At 56.5% G+C, this 16,909-nt stretch carries 14 protein-coding genes; 13 read left to right on the plus strand and 1 reads right to left on the minus strand.

Features of this window, described 5'->3' with window-relative positions:
* Positions 1-96: 96 nt before the first annotated feature.
* On the minus strand, positions 97-1,236 hold the full coding sequence (gene queG, locus M495_RS01450; RefSeq protein ID WP_020824900.1) for a tRNA epoxyqueuosine(34) reductase QueG: 1,140 nt from the start codon (positions 1,234-1,236) through the stop codon (positions 97-99).
* Between queG and nnr the strand changes: the two genes are divergently transcribed.
* The 13 genes from nnr (at position 1,235) to rnr (ending at position 16,873) form a co-directional block, all read left to right on the plus strand.
* The gene (nnr, locus tag M495_RS01455; protein ID WP_020824901.1) at positions 1,235-2,746 is read left to right on the plus strand and encodes a bifunctional ADP-dependent NAD(P)H-hydrate dehydratase/NAD(P)H-hydrate epimerase; all 1,512 of its coding nucleotides are present in this window, start codon (positions 1,235-1,237) and stop codon (positions 2,744-2,746) included. The two genes, queG and nnr, sit on opposite strands and share 2 nt — an antisense overlap.
* Positions 2,747-2,760: 14 nt before the next feature.
* Positions 2,761-3,231, plus strand: a complete 471-nt coding sequence (gene tsaE / locus M495_RS01460) for a tRNA (adenosine(37)-N6)-threonylcarbamoyltransferase complex ATPase subunit type 1 TsaE (protein WP_020824902.1) — start codon at positions 2,761-2,763, stop codon at positions 3,229-3,231.
* A 7-nt stretch (positions 3,232-3,238) separates the two neighbouring features.
* Entirely contained in the window at positions 3,239-5,035 is a 1,797-nt protein-coding gene (amiB, locus tag M495_RS01465) for an N-acetylmuramoyl-L-alanine amidase AmiB (protein WP_020824903.1), read from the plus strand.
* Between the two features lie 26 nt (positions 5,036-5,061).
* Positions 5,062-6,936 carry a DNA mismatch repair endonuclease MutL gene (gene mutL, locus M495_RS01470; RefSeq protein WP_020824904.1) on the plus strand — a complete coding sequence of 625 codons (1,875 nt, stop codon included), beginning with the start codon at positions 5,062-5,064 and terminating at the stop codon, positions 6,934-6,936.
* The gene (gene miaA / locus M495_RS01475; RefSeq protein ID WP_020824905.1) at positions 6,929-7,870 is read left to right on the plus strand and encodes a tRNA (adenosine(37)-N6)-dimethylallyltransferase MiaA; all 942 of its coding nucleotides are present in this window, start codon (positions 6,929-6,931) and stop codon (positions 7,868-7,870) included. Before mutL ends, miaA begins: the two co-directional genes overlap by 8 nt.
* 114 nt (positions 7,871-7,984) lie before the next feature.
* The gene (gene hfq / locus M495_RS01480) at positions 7,985-8,293 is read left to right on the plus strand and encodes an RNA chaperone Hfq (protein ID WP_012004894.1); all 309 of its coding nucleotides are present in this window, start codon (positions 7,985-7,987) and stop codon (positions 8,291-8,293) included.
* A gap of 95 nt (positions 8,294-8,388) precedes the next feature.
* Positions 8,389-9,669: a ribosome rescue GTPase HflX gene (hflX, locus tag M495_RS01485; RefSeq protein WP_020824906.1), complete on the plus strand. Its 1,281-nt coding sequence runs from the start codon at positions 8,389-8,391 to the stop codon at positions 9,667-9,669.
* Between the two features lie 68 nt (positions 9,670-9,737).
* Entirely contained in the window at positions 9,738-10,997 is a 1,260-nt protein-coding gene (gene hflK, locus M495_RS01490; RefSeq protein WP_020824907.1) for an FtsH protease activity modulator HflK, read from the plus strand.
* 3 nt (positions 10,998-11,000) lie between these two features.
* The gene (hflC, locus tag M495_RS01495) at positions 11,001-12,008 is read left to right on the plus strand and encodes a protease modulator HflC (RefSeq protein WP_020824908.1); all 1,008 of its coding nucleotides are present in this window, start codon (positions 11,001-11,003) and stop codon (positions 12,006-12,008) included.
* A gap of 63 nt (positions 12,009-12,071) precedes the next feature.
* Positions 12,072-12,272 (plus strand): DUF2065 domain-containing protein, encoded by a 201-nt coding sequence (locus tag M495_RS01500; protein ID WP_020824909.1) that lies wholly within the window; start codon positions 12,072-12,074, stop codon positions 12,270-12,272.
* Positions 12,273-12,369: 97 nt separating this feature from the next.
* Positions 12,370-13,668 carry an adenylosuccinate synthase gene (locus M495_RS01505; protein ID WP_041415174.1) on the plus strand — a complete coding sequence of 433 codons (1,299 nt, stop codon included), beginning with the start codon at positions 12,370-12,372 and terminating at the stop codon, positions 13,666-13,668.
* A gap of 233 nt (positions 13,669-13,901) precedes the next feature.
* Positions 13,902-14,327, plus strand: coding sequence for a nitric oxide-sensing transcriptional repressor NsrR (gene nsrR, locus M495_RS01510; protein WP_020824911.1), 426 nt, complete (start codon positions 13,902-13,904; stop codon positions 14,325-14,327).
* 59 nt (positions 14,328-14,386) lie between these two features.
* Positions 14,387-16,873 (plus strand): ribonuclease R, encoded by a 2,487-nt coding sequence (gene rnr, locus M495_RS01515; RefSeq protein WP_020824912.1) that lies wholly within the window; start codon positions 14,387-14,389, stop codon positions 16,871-16,873.
* Positions 16,874-16,909 lie beyond the last annotated feature (36 nt).

Consider the following 16,909-nt stretch of genomic DNA (forward strand, 5'->3'; position numbering starts at 1 on the left):
CCGATCACTTGCTCTTTTTGTTGCAGTTGAAAGACAAAGCATTTTTATTTTTATGCACAAATCCACAGAGTGACTATCGGGTCTGAATGAAAGATTTCAGGCATCCCTCGGCAATCCTTTTTCCACAGCCCGTATCAATCGTTTTTTCTGCGTTGTCTGCACTTCTATGCCTTGCGCCTCACGCCGCGCCAACTGTTGCTCCAGTGCCCAGTGGATATGTTCGTCCAGCATTGCGTCCTGTTCCAGCCGGGAGCGCAATGCCACCACTGCCGCATCCTGGTAAGGGGCGTTGCCCAGCGCCACGGCAATATTGCGCAGCCAGCGTAAATGGCCGATACGCCGGATGGCGGAGCCTTCGGTGATGCGCAGGAATTTCTCTTCCGTCCAACCAAAGAGTTCGATCAGTTGCGGTGCATGCAGTGCGGCGCGTGGGCTGAAATCGTCTTCGTCGGTAAGTTGCGAGAAGCGGTTCCATGGGCAGATAAGCTGGCAATCATCACAGCCGTAAATACGATTGCCCAATAACGGCCGGAATTCTTCAGGAATGGCGCCTTCCAACTCAATCGTCAGATAGGAAATGCAGCGGCGCGCATCTACGGTGTAGGGGGCGACGATGGCGCCGGTTGGGCAAGTGGTGATACAGGCGACGCAGCGACCGCACTGTTCCTCTTGGGGCTTATCCACCGGCAGCGGCAGGTCGATCAGCAGTTCGCCAAGAAAGAACCAGGAGCCGGCTTCGCGGTTTAAAATAAGTGAGTGTTTACCAACCCAGCCAATCCCGGCTTTGGAGGCCAGTGCGCGTTCCATCACCGGCGCGGAGTCGACAAAGGGGCGGAAATTAAGTTCGCCGCAGTAGGCCTGGATCTGATCGCCGAGTTTTTTCAGCCGTTGGCGCAGCAGTTTGTGATAGTCCCGCCCGAGCGCATAGCGGCTGACATAGCCTAATTCTGGGTTGTTGAGGGTGCTGGCGAAGGCCGCTTTGGCAGGCAGGTAGTTCATGCGCACGCTGATCACGCGCAGCGTGCCGGGCAACAGCTCATGTGGCCGGGCGCGCAGCATGCCATGGCGTGCCATCCACTCCATTTCACCGTGGTATTGTTTGTCCAACCAGGCCTGCAGCTTGGGCTCTTCCGCGCTCAGATCGGTGTCGCAGATGCCTACCTGCTGGAATCCTAGCGATTGCCCCCATTGCTTGATATGTTGGGCGAGTTGATTGAGATCGAGGGGGTGAGTCATGACGGGCCACAGTGAAAAACGATACTCTGACAGTTTACCACACTCTGTCTGGTCTGCGGACTGGATCCAGCGAGCAGAAGCAAGCGCCGCCGCCTCGCAGGGCATTTCTCTCTATCAACTGATGCAACGTGCCGGTGAGGCGGCTTACACGCTGGCGTGCGACCAATATCCTGCCGCCCATCACTGGCTGGTGCTGTGCGGTCATGGCAACAATGGCGGTGACGGCTATGTTGTCGCCCGTTTGGCTGCGGCGGCCGGTGTCAAAGTCAGCCTGATTGCCTGCGAAGGCACACGGCCACTGCCCCCAGAAGCGGCTGAAGCCAGACAGGCATGGTTGGCTAGCGGCGGCGAGATCCATCCGGTCGACAGCCGCTGGCCGGAAGACGTGGATCTGATCATCGACGGCCTGCTCGGTACTGGGTTAAGCAGTGCGCCGCGGGCGCCGTACGATGCCCTGATTGAAGCTGTTAACCGCAGCCGCGCGCCGGTTATCGCACTCGATATCCCCTCGGGCCTGCTGGCTGAAAGCGGCGCCGCGCCTGGAGCCGTCATCCGCGCAACGCATACCATGACTTTCATCGCGCTTAAACCTGGCCTGCTGACCGGCCAGGCTCGCGATTGGGTCGGGCAACTTCACCAGAGTACGCTAGGATTATCGGGGTGGCTGGCAAAGCAACCGACGCAGATTCAGCGGCTTACTGCCGAATCGCTGTCCCAGTGGCTGAGACCGCGTCGTCCCTGCTCACATAAAGGTGAACAGGGGCGTTTGTTAGTGGTGGGGGGCGATCACGGCTTTGGCGGCGCGATACGCATGGCGGCAGAAGCGGCGTTGCGCAGCGGCGCAGGATTGGTGCGAGTACTCACTCACATTGAGCATGTCGGGCCCTTGCTGACCGCCAGACCGGAACTGATGGTGCAACCGCTGAGCGACGAGGGGTTGCAGCAGGCGCTCGACTGGGCGGATGTGCTGGTGATTGGCCCGGGGCTGGGTCAGGGCGAATGGGGTAGGAATGCGCTGAAAATATTGCAAGCCAGTGATAAACCGGCGTTATGGGACGCCGATGCGCTGAACTTACTGGCATTAAATCCCGAGAAGCGTCAGAATCGTGTGATTACCCCGCATCCTGGGGAGGCGGCACGCCTGCTGGGGTGCCGTACCGCCGAGATTGAGAGTGACCGCTTACTTGCAGTTCGTAATCTGGTCACGCATTACGGTGGCGTAGCCGTACTGAAAGGTGCGGGTACATTGATCGCCGATGATCAAGGCCAGATGGCGATCGCCGACGTCGGCAACGCCGGCATGGCCTCTGGTGGAATGGGCGATGTGCTGTCCGGTATCATCGGCGGTTTGCTGGGGCAAAAGCTCTCACTGTATGATGCAGCCTGCGCCGGTTGCGTGGCGCATGGCGCAGCTGCCGATCGCGTGGCGGCAAGACAAGGAATAAGGGGGATGCTGGCGAGCGATTTATTGCCGGAAATCCCTTATTACGTTAATCCTGAGTTGGCATAAATAGAAACTATCGAATGAAAGAACTCGTTTTACCTCTGCCGGATGAGGCAGCGACTGTCGCATTGGGTACCGCCTTGGCCAAGGCGTGCGATCGCGCCAGCGTAATTTACCTTTACGGTGACCTGGGCGCCGGTAAAACCACCTTCAGCCGTGGTTTTTTGCAGGCATTGGGCCACCAGGGCAACGTTAAAAGCCCAACTTATACGCTGGTGGAGCCTTATGCGCTGCAGCCGCTGGCGGTATACCATTTTGATCTGTATCGCTTGGCCGATCCGGAAGAACTCGAATTTATGGGCATTCGCGATTATTTTGCGCAGGATGCCATTTGCCTGGTGGAATGGCCACAGCAGGGGACCGGCGTCTTGCCGGAACCTGATTTGGAGCTGCATCTCAGCTACCAGGATCAGGGGCGCGAAGCAAAAATTCAGGCGGTTTCTGCCTACGGCAGCCAGCTTTTAGACCGTATTCACGGGCCACAGGAATGACGCCGCAATGACGTATGCGTTGAGAAAATTACTCGTAATCGCCCTGATCGCCGTATTGGGGCCTTTGGGTGCAGCCAGTGCGTTGGCCGCATCGTCGTTGTCTGATATTAAAGTCACCAATGCCCAGCGCGAAGCCACGGTATCGGTGAGCTTTACCGGTCCGCCGGACTATGCCTTCTTCCCGTTGCACGGCCCGGACCGCGTGGTATTGGATGTAAACCAGAAAGGCAAGGTGGGCGGTTTACCGTTGAATTTCAGCGGCCAGAACCTGGTGAAAAGCATTCGCTCCAGCGCGCCGAAAGACGCCCAGAGCGTAAGGCTGGTGTTTGATCTGACCCAGCGCGCGAAGACCCGGGTAGCCACACGCCAGAACGGCAGTGTCTATACCGTGGTGTTCACCATCGCCGCCGAGGGCAGCGCAAACACTACAGTACGAAAAGCCCCGACGCCGGCACCGGTGGTCGTGAACCCACCGACGCGTAAAGCCCCGGTGGTGGTGAGTGAGCCTGAACCAGAGCCTGCTCCGGTGCGTAGAGCGCCAAGTGGTTCCAATCCTTTCACCAATAAGCCTACCGTGGTTGCGGGTACCGCATCTGAGGTCACGCCACGCAGCAGCCGCGTTTCCGCCGGTTCCGGCGATCGGGTGGTGGTGGCTATCGATGCCGGTCACGGCGGCCAGGACCCAGGCGCCATTGGCCCGAACGGCCTGAAAGAGAAAAATGTAACTATCGCTATCGCTCGCCGCCTGCAGGCATTGTTGGATGCCGATCCCCAGTTTAAACCAGTGTTGACGCGCAACGGCGACTACTTCATCTCGGTGATGGGCCGCTCTGACGTGGCACGTAAGCAAGGCGCTAACGTGTTGGTCTCCATTCACGCTGACGCCGCGCCAAACCGCAGCGCCAACGGGGCTTCGGTTTGGGTTCTGTCCAACCGCCGCGCCAACAGTGAGATGGCCGGCTGGCTGGAGCAACATGAGAAGCAGTCCGAGTTGCTGGGCGGTGCGGGTGATTTGCTGGCCAACAGCCAGGCGGATCCTTACCTGAGCCAGGCGGTGCTGGATCTGCAGTTTGGTCACTCACAACGCGTGGGCTACGATGTCGCAGTAAAAGTGTTGCAGCAGTTGCAGAGCGTCGGCTCATTGCATAAACGTCGTCCTGAACACGCCAGTCTTGGCGTGCTGCGTTCGCCGGATATCCCATCCTTGTTGGTGGAAACAGGATTTATCAGTAATAGCACGGAGGAGCGGCTGCTCGGCAGTAGCGCATATCAGGAGAAAATTGCCCGGGCGATCCACAACGGCCTGCGCAGTTATTTCCTGGCGCACCCGCTACAAGCCGACCCAAAGGTGGAAAACCGACCGCTGGACGTCGCAGCGGCGGTTAACTCCTCAACACAAGACGTCAGTCAGCCCGCGCCGATCGTCAGTTCGGCCGGCAGCAGCCGCATTAGCGGTAAAACGCAGATCCACGTGGTGAAGCGAGCCGAAACGCTTTCCGGTATTGCCGACAGTTATGGCACCACCATGGCGGCGTTGCGTGACCTGAACAAGCTGAAAAAAGACGGCGTGTGGGTCGGCCAGCGCCTTAAAGTGCCGGCGGGTAAAACCGCCGCGACGGTCAGTACAGTCGCCAAGGCAAAACCCAGTGTGAAGAAGCCGTCCAGGCACAAAGTGACCCGCGGTGATACCTTATCCTCCATCGCTACCCGTTACGGTGTCAGCGTCAGCGACCTGAAACGCGTGAATAAACTGAAGTCGGACGTCGCACCGCTGGATCGGACGCTGACCATTCCGCAGGCCTAGCGCCACTATTAGTTAGAGGAGTCAGCATGCCCATCCAGGTGTTACCGCCCCAGCTTGCCAACCAGATTGCCGCCGGTGAAGTGGTCGAACGGCCCGCGTCAGTGGTAAAGGAACTGGTGGAAAACAGTCTGGATGCCGGTGCGACACGCATTGATATTGATATCGAACGCGGCGGTGCCAAGCTGATTCGCATCCGCGATAACGGCTGCGGCATCGGTAAAGACGATCTGGCATTGGCATTGGCGCGTCATGCCACCAGTAAAATCAGCACGCTCGACGATTTGGAAGCCATCGTCAGTCTCGGTTTTCGCGGTGAGGCGTTGGCCAGCATCAGCTCGGTTTCCCGTTTGACGCTCACTTCGCGCACGGCGGAACAAAATGAAGCCTGGCAGGCTTACGCCGAAGGCCGCGACCAGGCGGTGACGGTCAAACCAGCGGCGCATCCGATAGGCAGCACGCTGGAAGTGCTGGATCTGTTCTACAACACCCCGGCGCGGCGCAAATTCATGCGCACCGAGAAAACCGAATTCGGCCATATCGATGAAGTAGTGCGGCGCATTGCGCTGGCGCGTTTCGATGTGGCGATCAACCTCAGCCACAACGGCAAACTGATCCGCCAATATCGCGCAGCGAAAGACGAAAGCCACTATGAGCGCCGCCTGGGCAGCATTTGTGGCCCGGCTTTTTTGCAGCATGCGTTGAACATTTCCTGGCAGCATGGCGATCTGACCATTCGCGGCTGGGTGGCTGATCCTGCCGGGGCGCGTCAATTGGGCGAGATGCAGTATTGCTACGTCAATAGCCGCATGATGCGCGATCGTCTGATCAATCATGCCATCCGCCAGGCCTATCAGGATCAGTTGAAAGACGATCAGCAGCCCGCGTACGTACTGTATCTCGAGGTCGATCCGCATCAGGTAGACGTGAATGTGCACCCGGCCAAGCACGAAGTACGTTTTCATCAGGCGCGGTTGGTACATGACTTTATTTATCAGGCGGTAACTACCGTGCTGCAGCAGGTCGGCAACGCGCCGCTGCCGCTGGACGATGAGTCGGAACAACCGTCGGCGCCAACCTGGCAGCCGGAAAACCGCGTCGCCGCCGGCGGCAACCATTTCTCGCAGCCGGCGCCGCGCCGTGAACCTCAGCCGAGTGAACCGGGCGTCGCGCGCGAGCGCGCACCTCAACCGGCCTATCAGGCAGGCAACGGCTACCAAAAGCGCGAAGGCGAGCTTTACGGCAAACTGATGCAGGCTGCTCCGGTGGTGGAGCCAGCGCCAGAAACGCCGAAACAACCGCTGTTCCCACCGGTAAAGGCTGAGCGAGAAGTGCCGCTGGACGGTAGCCAGCAAAGTTTTGGTCGGGTGCTGATGATCCATCCGCCGTGCTTCGCCCTGATTGAGCGTCGCCAGCAATTGATGTTGCTCAATCTGCCGGTGGCCGAGCGCTGGTTGCGCCAGGCGCAGCTTAATCCGGCTGAAGAAGGCCTGCGGCCGCAGCCGCTGCTGATCCCCATCAAACTGACGCTGAATAAGCAAGAAGCGGCCGCCTGTGTGCGACATCAGCCGTTACTGGTCAAAATGGGATTGGATTTGCAGGCGGATCATCGGCGTGTGACGTTGCGCGCAGTACCTTTACCATTACGCCAACAAAATTTACAAAAACTGATACCCGAACTGTTAGGCTATCTGGCCGAGCATCAGGAGATGTCGCCCCCGGTGTTAGCCACCTGGTTCGCCCGCCACTTGGGCAGCGAACATGAGCAGTGGAACACCTCGCAAGCGATACAATTGCTGACCGACGTTGAACGACTTTGCCCGCAGCTGGTCAAATCACCACCGAGCGGACTTTTACAACCTGTTGATTTACAGGCTGCACTGGCAGCCCTTACGCATGATTGAAACTGAAATGACACCACGTCCCCCGGCTATTTTTATGATGGGGCCGACCGCCTCGGGCAAGACCGCGTTGGCGATCGCGCTGCGTGAACGCCTGCCTGTGGAACTGATCAGCGTGGATTCCGCGCTGATTTATCGCGGCATGGATATCGGCACGGCTAAACCGAGCGCTGAGGAATTGGCGCAGGCACCGCACCGGCTGATTGATATTCGCGATCCTGCCGAAGTTTACTCAGCAGCAGATTTTCGCGCCGATGCACTAAAAGAGATGGCCGCCATTACCGCCGCCGGGCGTATCCCGCTGCTGGTGGGGGGCACCATGCTTTACTTCAAGGCGCTGCTGGAAGGTTTATCGCCGTTGCCGCCTGCCGATCCGGCGGTGCGTGAGCGTATCGAACAGCAGGCTGCGGAGCAGGGCTGGGACGTTTTACACCGTCAGTTGCAAGAGATTGACCCGGTTGCGGCATTGAGAATTCATCCTAATGATCCGCAGAGACTGTCCAGAGCACTGGAAGTTTTTTTTATTTCGGGTAAAACTTTAACGGAACTGACTAAAATTTCGGGTGAATCGTTGCCGTATCATGTTCACCAATTTGCGATAGCGCCGACCAGCCGTGAGTTGATCCATCAACGCATCGCGCTGCGGTACCATCAAATGTTGGCGGCAGGTTTTGAGACGGAAGCGCGTGCACTTTTTGCACGGGGTGATTTGCATACGGATTTGCCTTCCATTCGCTGTGTCGGTTATCGCCAGATGTGGTCATATTTATCTGGCGAAATTAGTTACGATGAGATGGTTTATCGTGGTATTTGCGCAACACGTCAGTTGGCCAAGCGCCAAATGACCTGGTTACGAGGCTGGAACTCGGTACATTGGCTGGACAGCGAGAAGCCGGGAGAGGCTTTGGACTCGGTAATACAGGTTGTTAGTGCATAGGTCGAGTGATTGTGTACAATTGATGAGTATTCAGCGCGCAAATTTTTTAGGTCGTTTATTTTAGAGCCGACAGGTTCTTAGTTAAAAACAACAAGCAAATAAGGAAAAGATAGAATGGCTAAGGGGCAATCTTTGCAAGATCCGTTCCTGAACGCATTGCGTCGTGAACGTGTTCCGGTTTCTATTTATTTGGTGAATGGTATTAAGCTGCAAGGCCAGATTGAGTCTTTTGACCAGTTTGTCATCCTGTTGAAAAACACGGTGAGCCAGATGGTTTATAAGCACGCTATCTCTACCGTTGTCCCGTCACGCCCGGTTTCGCACCATAGCAATACCCCGAGCGGCGGCACCAGTAACTATCACCATGGTAACAATCCGTCTGCGCCGCAACAGCCGCAGCAGGAAAGCGATGACGCTGAATAAAGCGCGTTGCGAGTCAACCATGAAGGGGAGCATAAGCAGCCGTGGGCTGTTTATGTCCCCCAAACTCACGGGTTCCCGTTTGAGAGGTTGCACGCTTGTTTGACCGTTATGAAGCCGGTGAGCAGGCCGTCCTGGTTCATATCTATTTCTCGCAAGACAAAGACACAGAAGATCTCAGTGAGTTCGAATCCCTGGTGTCCTCTGCGGGTGTCGAAGCTTTGCAAGTGGTGACTGGTAGCCGCAAAGCCCCGCATCCCAAATACTTTGTCGGTGAAGGAAAGGCCGAAGAAATTGCAGACGCGGTAAAAGCCAGTGGCGCATCTGTTGTCCTGTTTGATCACTCCCTTTCTGCAGCGCAGGAGAGAAATCTTGAACGCCTGTGCGAATGCCGAGTGATCGATCGCACCGGGTTGATTCTAGACATCTTTGCCCAGCGCGCCCGTACCCATGAAGGTAAGCTGCAGGTAGAGTTGGCGCAGTTGCGTCATATTGCCACGCGTTTGGTGCGTGGCTGGACCCACCTTGAGCGTCAAAAAGGGGGGATAGGCCTGCGCGGGCCAGGGGAAACCCAATTAGAGACCGACCGTCGTCTGTTGCGCGATCGCATTAGCTTGATTCTACGCCGCCTGGAGCGGGTAGCTAAGCAGCGTGAACAGGGCCGACGTGCGCGTACCCGTGCTGAAGTGCCGACCGTATCGCTGGTAGGGTATACCAACGCCGGAAAATCCACCCTGTTTAACCGAATTACGTCCGCCGATGTCTATGCGGCAGACCAGCTATTTGCCACTTTGGATCCTACCCTGCGGCGCATTGACGTGGCCGATGTGGGCGATACCGTGTTGGCGGATACCGTAGGCTTTATCCGGCACCTGCCGCACGATCTGGTGGCCGCCTTCAAGGCGACGCTGCAAGAAACGCGTCAGGCGTCTTTGCTGTTACATGTAATCGATGCCGCGGATACTCGCGTCGATGAAAACATTGAAGCGGTCAATACCGTGCTGGCAGAGATTGAATCGGATGAGATCCCTACACTTTTAGTGATGAACAAAATAGATATGCTGGATGATTTTGTCCCGCGTATCGACCGCAACGATGAAAACTTACCGATCCGGGTGTGGCTGTCCGCCGCCAGCGGTGAAGGTATCCCGTTGCTGTATCAGGCGTTGACGGAGCGCTTATCGGGGGAAATCGCGCATTATGAGCTGCGCTTACCGCCAGAGGCAGGCCGTCTTCGTAGCCGTTTTTACCAGCTTCAGGCAATTGAAAAAGAGTGGAACGAAGAAGACGGCAGCATTGGCGTGGTGGTACGTATGCCTATCGTCGAATGGCGTCGCCTCTGCAAACAGGAACAGGAACTGATTAACTTTATAGTATGATCATATCCTGTTACATTTGAGCTTCGCGTAAGCCTGAAGTACCCAATCACAGAATATGGAGCTAAAACATGGCGTGGAATCAGCCCGGTAATAACGGACAGGACCGCGACCCGTGGGGGAGCAGCAATAATAATGGCGGCAACTCTGGCGGTAATAACAAAGGCGGTCGTGATCAAGGGCCACCTGATTTGGACGATATCTTCCGCAAACTGAGCAAGAAATTGAGCGGTTTGGGCGGGGGCAAAGGCTCCAACAGCAATAACAGCGGCGGCACCGGCACTTCTGGTCCGGGCCTCAGTGGTCGCATCATTGGCATTGCCGCGGTAGCGGTAGTGGTGATTTGGGCTGCCAGCGGCTTCTACACCATCAAGGAAGCCGAACGTGGTGTTGTGACCCGTTTTGGCAAGTTCAGCCACCTGGTACAGCCAGGTCTGAACTGGAAGCCGACCTTTATCGATGAAGTGCGTCCGGTTAACGTGGAGTCGGTTCGTGAATTGGCGGCGTCTGGCGTGATGCTGACCTCCGACGAGAACGTAGTGCGCGTAGAAATGAACGTGCAGTACCGCGTGACCAACCCGGAAGCCTATCTGTTCAGCGTGACCAATGCCGACGACAGCCTGAGCCAGGCTACCGACAGCGCCCTGCGTGGCGTTATCGGCAAGTACACCATGGACAAGATCCTGACCGAAGGTCGTACTATCGTGCGTAGCGATACCCAACGCGTACTGGAAGAAACTATTCGTCCGTACAACATGGGCATCACGCTGCTGGACGTCAACTTCCAGGCCGCTCGTCCGCCGGAAGAGGTGAAGGCCGCATTTGACGATGCGATTGCCGCACGTGAGAACGAGCAGCAGTACATCCGTGAAGCGGAAGCTTACGCCAACGAAGTTCAGCCACGTGCTAACGGCCAGGCGCAGCGTTTGCTGGAAGATGCCAAAGCGTATAAAGACCGTACCGTCCTGGAAGCTCAGGGTGAGGTTGCTCGCTTTGCCAAGCTGTTGCCGGAATACAAATCGGCACCGCAAATTACCCGTGAGCGTCTGTATATCGAAACCATGGAAAAAGTCCTGAGCCACACCCGCAAGGTGTTGGTGAATGACAAAGGCAACAATCTGATGGTGTTGCCGCTGGATCAAATGCTGCGTGGCCAAACCGGCGCGGCGGCGGACGGCAATAAAGACACCAGCCTGATTCGTCTCAACCCCGCTCCGTCTGCCAACAGCGGCGCCAGCTCCAGCAGCCAGCGCACCAGCAGCGGCTCGGTCATGGACCAGCGCCGGGCAAATGCGCAGCGTGACGACACCACTCGCGTAGGGAGAGAGTAATCAATGCGTAAGTCTTTTGTAGTAATCGTCCTCGCGGTGCTGGTGGCGTTATACGCTTCTTTGTTCGTGGTTCAGGAAGGTCAGCGTGGCATCGTGCTGCGCTTTGGCAAGGTTCTGCGTGACAGCGACAACAAGCCGCTGGTGTATGCGCCAGGCCTGCACTTCAAGATCCCGTTTATTGAATCAGTGAAGACGCTGGATGCGCGTATCCAGACCATGGATAACCAGGCTGACCGCTTTGTGACCAGCGAGAAGAAAGACCTGATTGTCGATTCTTACCTGAAATGGCGTATCAGCGATTTCAGCCGTTACTATCTGGCAACCGGCGGCGGTGATGTTTCACAGGCCGAAGTGCTGCTGAAACGTAAGTTCAGTGACCGTCTGCGTTCCGAGATTGGTCGTCTGGACGTGAAAGACATCGTCACCGACTCGCGCGGTAAGCTGATGTCCGACGTGCGTGATGCATTGAACACCGGTACCGTGGGTGACGATCAAGAAGTCACCACCACCGAAGCTGATGACGCTATCGCCTCTGCAGCGGCGCGTGTTGAGAAGGAAACCACCGGCAACCTGCCGAAGGTTAACCCGAACAGCATGGCGGCGTTGGGTATCGAAGTGATCGACGTGCGTATCAAGCAGATCAACCTGCCGGCGGAAGTGTCTGATGCGATCTACCAGCGTATGCGCGCCGAGCGTGAAGCGGTAGCCCGTCGTCACCGTTCACAGGGTCAGGAAGAAGCCGAGAAGCTGCGTGCGACCGCAGACTACGAAGTGACTCGTACCCTGGCGGAAGCTGAGCGTACTGCACGTATCACTCGCGGTGATGGCGATGCCGAAGCGGCCAAACTGTTTGCCAACGCATTCAGCCAGGATCCGGACTTCTACGCCTTTATCCGTAGCCTGCGTGCTTACGAAACCAGCTTCAGCAGCAATAACCAGGACGTGATGGTTCTGAGCCCGGACAGCGATTTCTTCCGCTACATGAAGTCGCCTGACTCCACGCGCAAATAATCACGACAGGTAATTGATCGAGGGCCCGTTTAAACGCGGGCCCTTTCTTTTTGGGAGTTTCTGATGAATTCAACGATCTGGCTGGCGTTAGGGCTGGTTTTGGTGCTGGAAGGCCTGGGGCCGATGCTGTTTCCACAGGCCTGGCGTAAAATGATACTGGCGATGACCCAGTTGCCTGACTCTACCTTACGGCGGTTTGGCGGCGGAATAGTGGTTGCGGGCTGTGTGATCTACTACATGTTGCGTAGTCGCACGGGGGTTTAAAGGTTAGCCTAAAAAATACGCAACTCAACGCTAAAAGTGCTGAAACTCACGAATTACGGTGGTAGAATCCATTTTTAAGCAACCGGTGATTTTTAAAATGGGTAAGAACGTCGTCGTACTGGGCACTCAATGGGGTGACGAAGGTAAGGGCAAGGTCGTAGACCTGCTGACCGAACGGGCTCAATATGTAGTGCGCTATCAAGGTGGTCACAACGCTGGCCATACTCTGGTAATTAACGGTGAAAAAACCGTCCTTCATTTAATTCCTTCAGGCATTCTGCGTGAAAACGTGACCAGCATCATCGGCAACGGTGTAGTTCTGGCGCCAGACGCGTTGATGAAAGAAATGGGTGAACTCGAAGCGCGCGGCATCCCGGTACGCGAACGTCTGTTACTGTCCGAAGCCTGTCCGCTGATCCTGCCTTACCATGTTGCGTTGGATAACGCGCGTGAGAAAGCACGTGGCGCGAAAGCTATCGGTACCACCGGTCGCGGTATCGGCCCGGCTTACGAAGATAAAGTAGCTCGTCGCGGTCTGCGCGTCAGCGACCTGTTCAACAAAGAAACCTTCGCCGTTAAGCTGAAGGAAATTGTTGATTATCATAACTTCCAGTTGGTTAATTACTACAAAGTCGAAGCCGTTGATTACCAGGCGACTCTGGATTACGTGCTGTCTATCGCCGACATCCTGACTGCAATGGTTGTTGACGTTTCTGAACTGTTGGACGGCGCGCGCAAGCGTGGCGACCTGATCATGTTCGAAGGCGCACAGGGCACCCTGCTGGATATCGACCACGGTACCTATCCGTACGTAACCTCTTCCAATACCACTGCTGGCGGCGTTGCTACCGGTTCAGGTATTGGTCCGCGTTACGTGGATTACGTGCTGGGCATCGTGAAAGCCTACTCCACCCGCGTGGGTGCAGGTCCGTTCCCAACCGAACTGTTCGACGAAACTGGCGAATACCTGTGCAAACAAGGTAACGAATTCGGCGCCACAACCGGCCGTCGCCGTCGTACCGGCTGGTTGGATGCCGTAGCGGTTCGCCGCGCAGTGCAGATCAACTCCCTGTCTGGCTTCTGCCTGACCAAGTTGGACGTGCTGGATGGCCTGAAAGAAGTGAAAATCTGTGTGGGCTATCGCATGCCAGATGGCCGCGAAATGACCACCACGCCACTGGCGGCTGAAGGTTGGGAAGGCATCGAACCAATCTACGAAAGCATGCCTGGCTGGAGCGACACCACTTTTGGCGTGAAAGAACACAGCAAACTGCCACAGGCAGCGCTGGACTACATCAAGCGCATTGAAGAACTGACTGGCGTACCGGTAGACATTATCTCTACTGGCCCGGACCGTAGCGAAACCATGATCCTGCGCGACCCGTTCGACGCATAATCTGACTTTGCTGCAATAAAACAAACCGGGCGTGTCCCGGTTTGTTTTTATCCTGATTTTCCCCGATTGCGGTTTCACGTCCAAAAATCCTTTCTTTAACCTGTCCCAGAGCTCGACATGCGCTAAATAATTAGCGGCGAACTCTCTGGCTGGTTTATTATCCAATAAGTAATCTTTTGAATAGTGCCGAAAATCGGCGTATCAGACGGGTAAAATGATACCCAGAGGTAGATGTGCAGTTAACAAGTTTTACTGATTATGGCCTGCGGGCGTTGATCTACATGGCCTCGCTGCCACCGGACAAAATGACCAGCATCTCGGAAGTCACCGAGGTCTACGGCGTGTCCCGAAACCATATGGTAAAGATCATCAATCAGTTAAGCCGGGTTGGGTTTGTCACCGCAGTGCGCGGTAAGAACGGCGGCATCCGTTTAGGCAAACCGGCCGAAACCATTCGCCTCGGCGACGTGGTCAGGGCGCTGGAGCCGCTCTCACTGGTTAATTGCAGCAGTACGTTTTGCCACATAACCCCTGCCTGCCGCCTGAAGCAGGTGCTCCAACAGGGCGTACAGAATTTCCTTGAAGAGCTGGATAACCACACGTTGGCCGATATGGTCGAAGACAATCCATCGCTCTACAAGCTATTGCTTGTCGAATAAAGCGTCGCTGAGAAGACAAGGCTCAGCGGCACCCTGCTGATGACAACGGAGGAACCGCAATGTCACAAGATCCATTCCTGGAACGAGAAGCAGAAAAATATGAATCCCCCATTCCGAGCCGTGAATTTATTTTGGCCCATTTGGCGAAAAGAGAAACGCCGGCCAGCCGCGAAGAGCTGGCCAAAGAGCTGAATTTAACCGGCGAAGAACCCCTGGAAGCGTTACGCCGTCGCCTGCGGGCGATGGAACGTGATGGCCAATTAATCTTTACTCGCCGCCAGTGCTACGCGCTGCCGGAACGTCTGGACCTGCTGCGCGGCACCGTGATCGGCCACCGCGATGGCTTTGGCTTCCTGCGTATCGAAGGCAGTAAAGACGACCTGTATCTGTCAGCTGAACAGATGAAGATGGCGATCCACGGCGACGTGGTGTTGGCACAGGCCATGGCTGCCGATCGCAAGGGCCGCCGCGAAGCGCGTATCGTCCGTGTGCTGGTGCCGAAAACCAGTCAAATCGTCGGCCGCTTCTTCATGGACGCCGGTACCGGCTTCGTGGTGCCGGATGACAGCCGCCTGAGCTTCGATATCCTGATCCCGGCCGACGCCGTCAGCGGTGCGCGCATGGGCTTTATGGTGGTGGTTGAACTGACCCAGCGCCCAACCCGCCGTACCAAAGCGGTTGGCAAGATTGTCGAGATCCTCGGCGATAAAATGGGGACCAGCATGGCGGTAGATATCGCGCTGCGCACTCATGAAATCCCACATGTTTGGCCGCCGCAGGTGGAAAAACAGGTTGCCGACCTCAGTGAGCAGGTACCGGAATCCGCCAAAAAAGGCCGCGTTGATCTGCGTAAACTGCCTTTGGTAACGATTGATGGCGAAGATGCCCGCGATTTCGATGACGCAGTCTACTGCGAGAAAAAACGCGGCGGCGGTTGGCGCCTGTGGGTTGCCATTGCCGACGTCAGCTATTACGTGCGTCCGCGCACGGCACTGGATGACGAAGCCCGTAACCGTGGGACTTCAGTGTACTTCCCATCGCAGGTTATTCCGATGCTGCCGGAAGTGCTGTCTAACGGCCTGTGTTCGCTTAACCCGCAGGTAGACCGTCTGTGCATGGTGTGTGAGATGACCATCTCCGCCCAGGGGCGCCTGTCGACGGCCAAATTCTATGAAGCGGTCATGAGCTCTCACGCCCGCTTAACGTATAACAAGGTCTGGCATATTCTGCAGGGCGATCAGGAGCTGCGTGAGCATTACCACCCGCTGGTCAAACACCTGGAAGAATTGCATGCGATGTACAAGGTGCTGGATCAGGCGCGTGCTGAACGTGGCGGTATCGCTTTCGAAACTGAAGAAGCCAAGTTTATCTTTAACGCCGAACGTCGTATTGAGCGCGTCGAACCTACGGTGCGTAACGACGCTCACAAACTGATCGAAGAGTGCATGATTATGGCGAACGTCGCCGCTGCACGCTTTGTCGAGAAAAATAACGAACCGGCGCTGTTCCGCGTGCACGATCGCCCAAGTGACGATCACATCAGTGCACTGCGCAGCGTGCTGGGCGAGTTGGGCCTGACGCTGGGCGGTGGCAACAAGCCGCAGCCGAAGGACTACGCCACACTGATGGATGAAGTGTCCGAACGTCCTGACCATGAAATGCTGCAAACCATGCTGCTGCGTTCGATGAAGCAGGCGGTTTACGATCCGGAAAACCGCGGCCACTTTGGTTTGGCGCTGGCTTCTTATGGCCACTTCACCTCACCGATCCGCCGTTATCCGGATCTGGCGATGCACCGTGCGATCAAGTACCAACTGGCCAAAGAGCACGGCGAACCGAAAGAGCGCTGGACGCCGACCGGTGGTTGGCACAGCGAATTCGAAGAAATGCTGCAGTTGGGCGAGCACTGTTCAATGGCTGAACGCCGCGCCGATGAAGCGACGCGCAACGTTGCCGACTGGCTGAAATGCGACTTTATGCAGGATCACGTCGGTGAAGTGTTCAGCGGCATTATTGCCAGCGTGACCGGCTTCGGTTTCTTCGTGCGTCTCAACGATCTGTTTATCGACGGCCTGGTGCACGTATCGTCGCTGGATAATGATTATTATCGCTACGATAATATCGGCCAGCGTCTGATTGGCGAATCCTCAGGCGTGGTTTATCGCTTGGGCGACACGGTAGAGATCCGTGTGGAAGCGGTGCATATGGATGAGCGTAAAATTGATTTCGCTCTGGTCTCCAGCACCCGCAAACCACGCGGTGAAGGCAAAACTGAACGCGATCGCGCCAAGAAAGGCGGTCAGCGCACCTTGCGTGATGGCGCAGGCGCAGGCCGCACCTCGTCACCGCGCAAACGCCGGGGCGGCAAACCGCCAGCCAATTTTGAGCCTGACAGCGCCTTCCGCAAGGATGAAGCCAAGCCCGCTGACAAGGTGAAGAAAGACAAAAAGGCGAAAGCCAAGAAAGTGTCCGACAAAACCCGGAAAATAGCGGCGGCGACCAAGGCCAAACGCGCCGGCAAGAAGAAAGGTGCTGAGCAGGCTTAACCTGCCACACGTCATTATCACCGGCAGGCGTTTGCC

Source organism: Serratia liquefaciens ATCC 27592, assembly GCF_000422085.1.
GTDB classification, from domain to species: Bacteria; Pseudomonadota; Gammaproteobacteria; order Enterobacterales; family Enterobacteriaceae; genus Serratia; species Serratia liquefaciens.

Bases quoted from the DNA above. Each gene is read 5' to 3' on its own strand.
- M495_RS01505 (WP_041415174.1), top strand. From the start codon at position 12,370: ATGGGTAAGAACGTCGTCGTACTGGGCACTCAATGGGGTGACGAAGGT.
- tsaE (WP_020824902.1), top strand. From the start codon at position 2,761: ATGAAAGAACTCGTTTTACCTCTGCCGGATGAGGCAGCGACTGTCGCA.
- mutL (WP_020824904.1), top strand. From the start codon at position 5,062: ATGCCCATCCAGGTGTTACCGCCCCAGCTTGCCAACCAGATTGCCGCC.
- miaA (WP_020824905.1), top strand. From the start codon at position 6,929: ATGATTGAAACTGAAATGACACCACGTCCCCCGGCTATTTTTATGATG.
- hflK (WP_020824907.1), top strand. From the start codon at position 9,738: ATGGCGTGGAATCAGCCCGGTAATAACGGACAGGACCGCGACCCGTGG.
- queG (WP_020824900.1), bottom strand. From the start codon at position 1,236: ATGACTCACCCCCTCGATCTCAATCAACTCGCCCAACATATCAAGCAA.
- M495_RS01500 (WP_020824909.1), top strand. From the start codon at position 12,072: ATGAATTCAACGATCTGGCTGGCGTTAGGGCTGGTTTTGGTGCTGGAA.
- hfq (WP_012004894.1), top strand. From the start codon at position 7,985: ATGGCTAAGGGGCAATCTTTGCAAGATCCGTTCCTGAACGCATTGCGT.
- rnr (WP_020824912.1), top strand. From the start codon at position 14,387: ATGTCACAAGATCCATTCCTGGAACGAGAAGCAGAAAAATATGAATCC.
- amiB (WP_020824903.1), top strand. From the start codon at position 3,239: ATGACGTATGCGTTGAGAAAATTACTCGTAATCGCCCTGATCGCCGTA.
- nnr (WP_020824901.1), top strand. From the start codon at position 1,235: ATGACGGGCCACAGTGAAAAACGATACTCTGACAGTTTACCACACTCT.
- hflC (WP_020824908.1), top strand. From the start codon at position 11,001: ATGCGTAAGTCTTTTGTAGTAATCGTCCTCGCGGTGCTGGTGGCGTTA.